This is a genomic window from Amnibacterium sp., assembly GCF_051956055.1.
Classification (GTDB): Bacteria; Actinomycetota; Actinomycetes; order Actinomycetales; family Microbacteriaceae; genus Amnibacterium.
In genome coordinates, this window is the sequence record NZ_JBQCGC010000030.1 from 23,383 (window position 1) to 31,513 (window position 8,131).

An 8,131-nucleotide genomic window follows, 5' to 3' on the forward strand; every position below is an offset into this window, starting at 1 on the left:
GATGGGCGCGTTCATCTACGGCGGGACGACCACGATCCCGGTGGAGGACCGCGCCCTGGCGCACCTGCAGCTGGTGGTCTACGCGAAGCTGCGCGCGCAGGAGTCCTTCGCGTTCAACTGGCGTGACGAGCCGGGGGTGGGCGACGGGCACGGGTCCCTGTGGATCTCGCCAGGTGTCCCGATCCAGTTCAAGTACGCGGGGAGCCGCGACCCGGCGGTCAACCGCGAGTGGCTCCGGCTGCTGCGCGACCTCGCCAACCAGCCGACCGGACTGCGCATGGTGCCTGAGCCGTCGGCGAAGGAGGAGAGGCCGTGAGACGCATCTCGTACGCCGAGCAGGTGATGGGGACCGACGAGCGGGTCGGGGCGCTCCTCATCCAGTACGCGGCGCTGCTGGCCCGCTCGAGCTCCGCGGACACGGTGAGCATCCCGTGCAGGATCGGCACGCAGGAGATCGAGTCGGTCTCGGTGCTGATCGGGCCCGCGAGCCAGATGGCGTCGTGGAGCGACGACGAGCCGTTCGAGGCCGACGTCAGCGCGGCCGTGGCGGACCTGGAGCACCGCATCGCGTCCCTGCGCGGCCGCGGCGACAGTGGCCCGGAGGCCATCGGCCCCGGCGCGATCGACGAGTTCGACGAGCTGGCCTGAACGGGCGAAGGGCCCCGGCGCTGCGCGCCGGGGCCCTTCCTCCACTGTGGGCTCAGGCCTCGACGGCCTGCTGCGTGTCCGATCCGGTGCCCACCGCGATCTTCCTCGGCTTCGCGCGCTCGCTGACGGGGATCGTCACCGTGAGCACGCCGTTCTCGTAGGTCGCGGCGATGCGGTCGGTGTCGATGCCCTGCCCGAGGCTCAGCTGGCGGAGGAACGAGCCGCCGCGCCGCTCCTGCGCCAGCCACTTGACGCCCTCCGCGCTGCGCAGGGTGCGCTCGGCGCGGATCGTCAGCAGCTGCCCGTCGACGTCGATGTCCACCGAGCCGGGATCGATGCCGGGCAGATCGGCGGACAGCACGTAGTGGTCGCCGTCGCGGTACAGGTCCATCGGCATCAGCCGCGGGCCCTGTCGCGTGTCGGAGAGGGCTGCGGCCATCCGGTCCAGCTCGCGGAACGGGTCGAAGTTCATGGCCATGGTGTCGTCCTTTCGCTCGCCGTGGTGTTGAGGTTCGAAGTTGAGCCGAGGTGGCTCAATGCGACAGAAATTAGCACTCGGCACGAGCGAGTGCCAGCGTCGGTCCTTCGAGTTCGCCAAGAGCGAGCACCCGGGTGCGGACGCCGGCCGGGCGGCGGGTCAGCGGAAGACGATGGTGCGCGCGCCGTCGACGAGCACCCGGTGCTCGGCGAACCACCGCACCGCCTGGGTGAGGGTGCGGCTCTCCTCGTCCTGGCCGATCGCGACGAGCTCCTTGGCGCTCTGCGAGTGGTCGACGCGGATCACGTTCTGCTCGATGATCGGCCCCTCGTCGAGGTCGGCCGTGACGAAGTGCGCCGTCGCGCCGATGAGCTTCACGCCGCGGGCGTGGGCCTGCTTGTAGGGGTTGGCGCCCTTGAACCCGGGCAGGAAGGAGTGGTGGATGTTGATCGCCCGCCCGGCCAGCCGTGCGCAGAGGGCCGGCGACAGGATCTGCATGTACCGCGCGAGCACGACGAGCTCGATGTCGTGCTCCTCGACCGCGGCGACCACGCGCTCCTCGAACGCGGCGCGCGTCTCGGGCGACGTCACGGCCCGGTGCTCGAAGGGCACGCCGTAGAAGCCGGCCAGCCCTTCGAGGGTCGCGTGGTTGCCGAGCACGAGCGGGATCTCGATGGGCAGCTGACCCGAGTGCTGCCGGAAGAGCAGGTCGTTCAGGCAGTGCCCGGCGGTGGACACGAGCACCAGGGTGCGGGCAGGGCGCCCCACCCGGTCGAGGTGCCATTCGGCGTCGAAGCGGTCCGCGACGGGGGCGAGGTGGGCGGCGAACTGCTGGGCGGTCGACGGGGACTCGACCTGCAGGCGGAGGAAGAACCGGCCGGTGTCCTCGCTCGAGAACTGCTGGCTCTCCGTGATGTTGCCGCCGGCCGCGACGATCGCGCCGGACAGGGCGTGCACGATGCCGGGGCGGTCCGCGCAGACGAACGTGAGGACCCAGTGGGCGTCGAGCGCGGCCGGCACGCGCTCACGATACCGAGCCGCCTCCGCCCCCATGCCCCTCCCGCTGCCGTGGAATCCTGGATCCACGCGCGCCGCATCCGGCTGGCTCGCTTATGGTGAAGCGGTTTTCGGCAGGACGGAAGGCGCGATGACCGACGGAATCACCCTGGACTCCCTGGACGCCGAGGCCGTGCGGGACGCCGCCGAGCGGGTGGTCACCGCGGTGGCCACGGTGATCGACGGCAAGGACGAGGTCATCCGCTCCGCGTTCGCGGTCATGCTCGCCGGCGGGCACCTCCTGCTCGAGGACGTGCCGGGTGTCGGGAAGACGATGCTCGCGAAGGCGCTCGCCAGGGCGACCGGCGGCACGATCAGCAGGATCCAGTTCACCCCCGACCTCCTGCCCTCCGACGTGACGGGCGCCTCCGTCTTCGACCAGTCCGCCGCCCGGTTCGAGTTCAAGCCGGGGGCCGTGTTCGCGAACGTGGTCATCGGCGACGAGATCAACCGGGCGTCGCCGAAGACGCAGGCGGCGCTCCTCGAGTGCATGGAGGAGGGCCAGGTCACCGTCGACGGCGCGAGCTGGCCCCTGCCGAACCCGTTCCTCGTCGTGGCGACGCAGAACCCGGTCGACATGGAGGGCACCTACGTGCTCCCGGAGGCGCAGCGGGACCGCTTCATGGCCCGCATCTCGATGGGCTATCCCGACGAGGCCGCCGAGCGCGAGATGCTCCGCTCCCACGGCCGCGAGGACCCGATCGACCGGCTGCAGCCCGTGCTCCCGCAGGGGGGCCTCGCCGACCTGGCCGCGCAGGCCCGCGACGTGTACGTCTCGCCCGCCGTGGAGACGTACGTGCTGCGCATCGTGGGCGCGACGCGGAACCACTCCGAGGTGCGGCTCGGCGCGAGCCCGCGGGCGAGTCTGCAGCTGCTGCGGGCGGCGAAGGCGACCGCGCTCATCGACGGCCGCGACTTCGTGCTCCCCGACGACGTGGACGCGCTCGCGGCCGACGTGCTGGCGCACCGGCTCGTGCTGCGACGCTCCGGCGTCGACATGCGCGAGGGGCAGGCCGCCGCCTCCGAGCGGATCGTGCGGCAGGTGGTCGCGGCGACCACCGTCCCGCTGCAGTAGGTGGCCATCTCGGCGGAGCCGCTCGCGGGGCTCAGGACGGTCCGGCTCACGGCGCGCGGCGGCGCGTTCCTCGTGGCCGGCCTCGTCGGCCTCGTCGTGGCCTACGCCGCCGGCTGGCCCGCGCTGCTCGCCGTGTCCCTGTTCCTGTTCGGGGCCGTCGTCGCCGGGCTCGCCTCCGTCGTCGTGTCGCCGGCGGCGCTCGAGGTCGAGCGCCGCATCGAGCCCCGCATCGCCGAGCAGCGCCGCCCGGTGCAGGTGCGGCTGACGGCCAGGGGGCAGGCCGCGGGCGCCCTCGAGTGGAGCGAGGACCTCCCGCGCTCCGTGATCGTCACCGGGCACGCGGAAGGGGTCCTGCCGCCCCTCCGCCCCGACCGCCCGTCGCAGCTGATCGACTACGCCTTCTCGGCGCGGACCCGCGGCTCGGTGCCGATCGGGCCGCTGCGCGTCGCGCGGACCGATCCCCTCGGCCTCGCGACGACGAGACGGCGCGTGGGCGGCCTCGATCACGTGGTCGTGCTCCCGCGCATCCACCCCGTGGAGCTGCCCTTCGCGGTGCGGCGCAACGACCCGGACAGCGGGGCGAGCACCGTGTTCGGCGCGGTCGGCGACCAGCTCGACATCGTCGCGCGCGGCTACCGCGCGGGTGACCCGATGCGGAAGATGGACTGGCGTGCGACCGCGCGACGCGGGGAGCTCATGGTCAGGACCGAGACGGCGGCGACGACCGCGGCGACCGGGCTGCTGCTCGACGTGCGGCAGGAGGCGTGGCCCGACGCGGCCGCGTTCGAATGGGCGGTGGAGTACGCCGCCTCGCTGATCGTCGCGCTGGACGAGCGCCACGCCCCGGTCCGGGTCGCGGCCGGTCGCGAGGCGACGAACGACGCGATCTCGGCGCTGGTCGCCCTCGCGACCGTGCATCCCGCCACCGGGGCGCACCCGCCAGCCGCGGTGCTCAGGGATGTCGCCACCACCGACGTGCAGGTCGTGCACGTGATCACCGGGCCCGGATCGGTGCACGACGTGCCGGTGCTGCCCGCCCTGCCGGCGGGCACGCTCGGGATGGTCTCCGTGGTCGGGCGGCGGCCGGTGCCCGTCGATGCGCCGCTCGGCTGGCAGGTCGCGCAGCGCAACGCCGCCGCTCCGGTCGGGTCGGTGCACGATGCCTGACCGCGCGGGCCGCACCGGGGCCGTCACCGCCGTCGTCGGCCTCGCGGTGCTCGTCGCGGCGCTGTCCCTGCTGCCCGTGGTGCTCGGCGGCCTGTGGTGGACCGAGTCCTGCGTGACGATCGTCGTGGCGCTCGCCGCCGTCGCCGGCTCGCGCCGGATCGGGCTGCCGTCCGGCGCCGCCGCGCTGATCGGGCTGTCGACCGTGCCCGTCGTCGACGCGCTGATCGTCACGGCGTCCTCCGCCGCCGTCGGCTCCGCGAGCGATGCGGCGCAGGCCGTCGTCGACGCCTTCACCGCGGCCTTCCGGCAGATCTACCTCGACTCCATCCCGGCCCAGGGCACCGCCGAGCTGGCCCTCCTGATCGCCACCGGCGCCGCGGTGGTCGCCGTCGTCGCCGAGTTCGTGACCGTCGCGCTCCGGGCACCCGTCGCCGGCACCCTGGTCGTCGTCGCGGTGGCGATCGTGCCGGGCAAGGCGTTCGGCACGGGGACGAACGGGCTGCTGCTCCTCGCGGTCGCGGCGGCCGCGCTCGCCGTGATCGCGGTGGACCGGCGGCGCCGGGGGCGGCCGCCACGGGTCGGCGGCCTGGCCGCGGGCGGGGCCGTCGCGGTGGTGGTCGCGCTGCTCGTCCAGGTGGTGCTGCCCACCCCGTACGCGTCCGACGCCGCCGCCCAGGGGGCGCCGATCATCGACGCCGGGGCGAACCCGCTGCTGCGGCTCGGCCAGGACCTGCGCCGTGGCGCCGACACCCCCGTGCTGAGCTACACCACGCGGAACGGCGCGGCGACGTACCTCCGGCTCGCGGTCCTCGAGGACTTCCAGGGCGACACGTGGGCGCCGAACCCCCCGGACGGCGCCGCGCTCGGCGCCGGCGCGCCCCCGCAGGCCGCTGGCGTGGCCGCCGCAGCGGACAAGCGGACGATCACGACGACGATCACGCCGGCCTCGGACCTGGCGATCGGCGACCGCCTGCCGCTGCCGTACCCGGCGGTGTCCGTGCTGGGCGTGTCCGGCCGCTTCCGCTGGGAGCAGCGCGGGCTGACCCTCGCCCGGACCGGCGGCGGCGTCGTCGGGACCTACCGCGTGCAGGCCGCCGACGTCAGTGCGACCCCTGAGCAGCTCCGCGGCGCCTCCGTGTCCGTGCCCTCCGGCGACGAGGAGGCCCTCAGCCTGCCCACCCGCATGCCGTCGATCATCCGGCGCACCGCGGACCGGTGGGTCGCGTCCGCCCGCACGCCGTACGACATGGCGGTCGCGATCCAGAACCAGCTGGCGAACGGATCCTTCTCCTACGACGAGAACACCCCGGCCGAGCAGGGCTACGACGGCGACGGTCTCGGGGTGATCGCGAAGTTCCTGCAGGTGAAGGCCGGGTACTGCATCCACTTCGCGTCCACGATGGCCGTCATGGCCCGGATCGAGGGCATCCCCTCCCGCATCGTGGTCGGTTACCAGCCGGGCACCGCGACGGCGGGCACCACGGCTCGCACGGTGACGAGCGACGACCTCCACGCCTGGCCGGAGCTGTACTTCGACGGCATCGGGTGGGTCCGGTTCGAGCCGACGCCCGGGCGGGGCGCCGTGCCCTCATACGCGCCGCTCCCGTCCGCGAACACGAGGACCGGCTCGTCCGCGGGGCCCTCCGACTCCGCCGCGCCCACCCCGACGCCGACCGCGTCCACCGCCGCGCCCGCGGCGAGCAGGGAGGGCGGCGCCTCCGTGCTCGGGCCGGTGCTGCGGGGCGGGGGGATCGCCCTCCTGATCGCCGCGCTGCTCTCGCTGCCCGGCCTCCTCCGGAGCGGCCTCCGCCGGCGCAGGCTCTCCCGGCTCGGACGCGACGGGCCGGCCGCGGCCTGGCGCGAGGTCCTCGCCTCGGCGCTCGATCTCGGCCTCCCGACCGGGTCGGGCCGGAGCCCGCGCGGCATCGAAGCCGTCGTCGCCGACCAGGTCGGGCCGTCCCCGGCGGCACGGGCCGCCCTCGCGCGCCTCCGGGCCGCTTACGAGCGGCAGGCGTACTCGCGGGACCGCGCCGCGGCGACCGCTGCCGACGTGACGGTCGTCACGGACGCTCTGCGGGCGCAGGCGGGGCCCGTGCGGCGCCTCGTCGCGACCGTGGCGCCCCGCTCCCTCCTCGCTACACTGAGGGCGCCGCGACTGGCGTTCAGGTGGTCACCACCGGGGAGCGGCTGATGGAACTCCGTTCACGAAGGTCGCGCCGTTCGCCTGGGCCCGACCGAGTCCATCCGCAGCGCGCCCCGCGCACCCGCCGACGCCAGGAGTCCTCGTGACCGACACCGCACCCGCCATCGCCGCCACCTTCGACGCGCCGCTCGAGGAGGTCGACCCGGAGATCGCCGCCGTGCTGCACGACGAGCTCGAGCGGCAGCGCACCACGCTCGAGATGATCGCGAGCGAGAACTTCGTGCCGCGCTCGGTGCTCACCGCGACCGGCAGCGTGCTCACCAACAAGTACGCCGAGGGTTACCCCGGGCGGCGCTACTACGGCGGCTGCGAGGTCGTCGACGTGGCGGAGGAGCTCGCGATCGCCCGTGCGAGGGCGCTCTTCGGCGCCGGGTTCGCGAACGTCCAGCCCCACTCCGGCGCGACCGCGAACGCCGCGGTGCTCCACGCGCTCGCGAAGCCGGGCGACACCATCCTCGGGCTCGAGCTCGCGCACGGCGGCCACCTGACGCACGGCATGAAGCTCAACTTCTCCGGCCGGCTGTACCACGCGGTCTCGTACGGCGTCGACCCGGAGACCTTCCGCATCGACATGGACCGCGTCCGCGACGCCGCCCTCGAGCACCGGCCCACGGTCATCATCGCCGGCTGGTCCGCGTACCCGCGGCAGCTCGACTTCGCCGCGTTCCGGGAGATCGCGGACGAGGTCGGCGCGAAGCTCTGGGTCGACATGGCGCACTTCGCGGGCCTCGTCGCGGCCGGTCTGCACCCGAACCCCGTGCCGCACGCCGACGTCGTCTCCACCACGGTGCACAAGACGCTCGGCGGTCCGCGGTCCGGCCTGATCCTCGCGCGCGACGAGACGTACGCCAAGCAGCTGAACTCGGCGGTGTTCCCCGGGCAGCAGGGCGGTCCGCTCATGCACGTGATCGCGGCGAAGGCGACCGCGCTGAGGATCGCGGCCTCCGAGGAGTTCCGGGACCGGCAGCGCCGCACGCTGGAGGGCGCCCGGCTGCTCGCCGAGCGGCTCACCGCGCCCGACGCCAGGGCGGCGGGGGTCGACGTGCTGACGGGCGGCACCGATGTCCACCTCGTGCTCGCGGACCTGCGCGAGTCGCCCATCGACGGCCGGGAGGCCGAGGATCTGCTCCACGCCGCGGGCATCACGGTGAACCGCAACGCGGTGCCGTTCGACCCGCGGCCGCCGATGCGCACCTCCGGCATCCGCATCGGCACGCCCGCGCTCGCGACGCGGGGCTTCGGCGCCGCCGAGTTCGGTCAGGTGGCCGACATCATCGCGCGGGCGCTCACGCCCGGGGCGGACGTCGGCGCGCTGCGGGTCGAGGTCGGCGAGCTCGCCGGCCGCTTCCCGCTCTACCGGGGCCTCTGACTCCGGCGACCCCCTTCGTGGGGGGGGGGGTGGTTGGGGCCCGCCCCCCCCAAAACCCGCCAACCAACGGCCAGCGGCGGCCGGGGGGGGGGGCGCCCCCCCCCCCCCGGGGGGGCCGCGCGGGCAGGGGGGAGG

Annotated in this window: 8 protein-coding genes, 1 pseudogene and 1 riboswitch; of the genes and pseudogenes, 6 read left to right on the forward strand and 3 right to left on the reverse strand. The window is 74.5% G+C overall.

The window, feature by feature from the left end; all coding sequences use genetic code 11:
• Nucleotide 1 precedes the first annotated feature (1 nt).
• Complete coding sequence (locus tag ACTHLI_RS04505) at nucleotides 2-316, forward strand: DUF7882 family protein (RefSeq protein WP_440181793.1); 315 nt, start codon at nucleotides 2-4, stop codon at nucleotides 314-316.
• Nucleotides 313-648, forward strand: coding sequence for a hypothetical protein (locus ACTHLI_RS04510; protein WP_440181795.1), 336 nt, complete (start codon nucleotides 313-315; stop codon nucleotides 646-648). Before ACTHLI_RS04505 ends, ACTHLI_RS04510 begins: the two co-directional genes overlap by 4 nt.
• 52 nt (nucleotides 649-700) lie before the next feature.
• Here ACTHLI_RS04510 and ACTHLI_RS04515 read toward each other — a convergent pair whose 3' ends face one another.
• Both ACTHLI_RS04515 and purU read right to left on the reverse strand, forming a co-directional pair.
• Nucleotides 701-1,126, reverse strand: a complete 426-nt coding sequence (locus tag ACTHLI_RS04515; protein ID WP_440181797.1) for an Hsp20/alpha crystallin family protein — start codon at nucleotides 1,124-1,126, stop codon at nucleotides 701-703.
• Nucleotides 1,127-1,285: 159 nt separating this feature from the next.
• Nucleotides 1,286-2,146, reverse strand: a complete 861-nt coding sequence (gene purU / locus ACTHLI_RS04520) for a formyltetrahydrofolate deformylase (RefSeq protein ID WP_440181798.1) — start codon at nucleotides 2,144-2,146, stop codon at nucleotides 1,286-1,288.
• A gap of 127 nt (nucleotides 2,147-2,273) precedes the next feature.
• Between purU and ACTHLI_RS04525 the strand changes: the two genes are divergently transcribed.
• The 3 genes and pseudogenes from ACTHLI_RS04525 to ACTHLI_RS04535 all read left to right on the forward strand — a co-directional run.
• On the forward strand, nucleotides 2,274-3,257 hold the full coding sequence (locus tag ACTHLI_RS04525) for an AAA family ATPase (protein ID WP_440181799.1): 984 nt from the start codon (nucleotides 2,274-2,276) through the stop codon (nucleotides 3,255-3,257).
• On the forward strand, nucleotides 3,258-4,424 hold the full coding sequence (locus ACTHLI_RS04530) for a DUF58 domain-containing protein (protein ID WP_440181801.1): 1,167 nt from the start codon (nucleotides 3,258-3,260) through the stop codon (nucleotides 4,422-4,424).
• Nucleotides 4,417-5,928: pseudogene (locus ACTHLI_RS04535) on the forward strand (DUF3488 and transglutaminase-like domain-containing protein); the annotation flags it as partial. The gene ACTHLI_RS04530 and the pseudogene ACTHLI_RS04535, both read left to right, overlap by 8 nt.
• On the opposite strand, the gene ACTHLI_RS04540 reads toward ACTHLI_RS04535, so the two are convergent.
• Nucleotides 5,874-6,350: a hypothetical protein gene (locus tag ACTHLI_RS04540; protein WP_440181803.1), complete on the reverse strand. Its 477-nt coding sequence runs from the start codon at nucleotides 6,348-6,350 to the stop codon at nucleotides 5,874-5,876. The pseudogene ACTHLI_RS04535 and the gene ACTHLI_RS04540 sit on opposite strands and share 55 nt — an antisense overlap.
• A gap of 215 nt (nucleotides 6,351-6,565) precedes the next feature.
• A riboswitch (ZMP/ZTP riboswitch) is annotated at nucleotides 6,566-6,661 on the forward strand.
• 48 nt (nucleotides 6,662-6,709) lie between these two features.
• On the opposite strand from ACTHLI_RS04540, the gene glyA reads away from it, so the two are divergent.
• Nucleotides 6,710-7,996 (forward strand): serine hydroxymethyltransferase, encoded by a 1,287-nt coding sequence (gene glyA, locus ACTHLI_RS04545; protein ID WP_440181805.1) that lies wholly within the window; start codon nucleotides 6,710-6,712, stop codon nucleotides 7,994-7,996.
• Nucleotides 7,997-8,131: the final 135 nt, after the last annotated feature.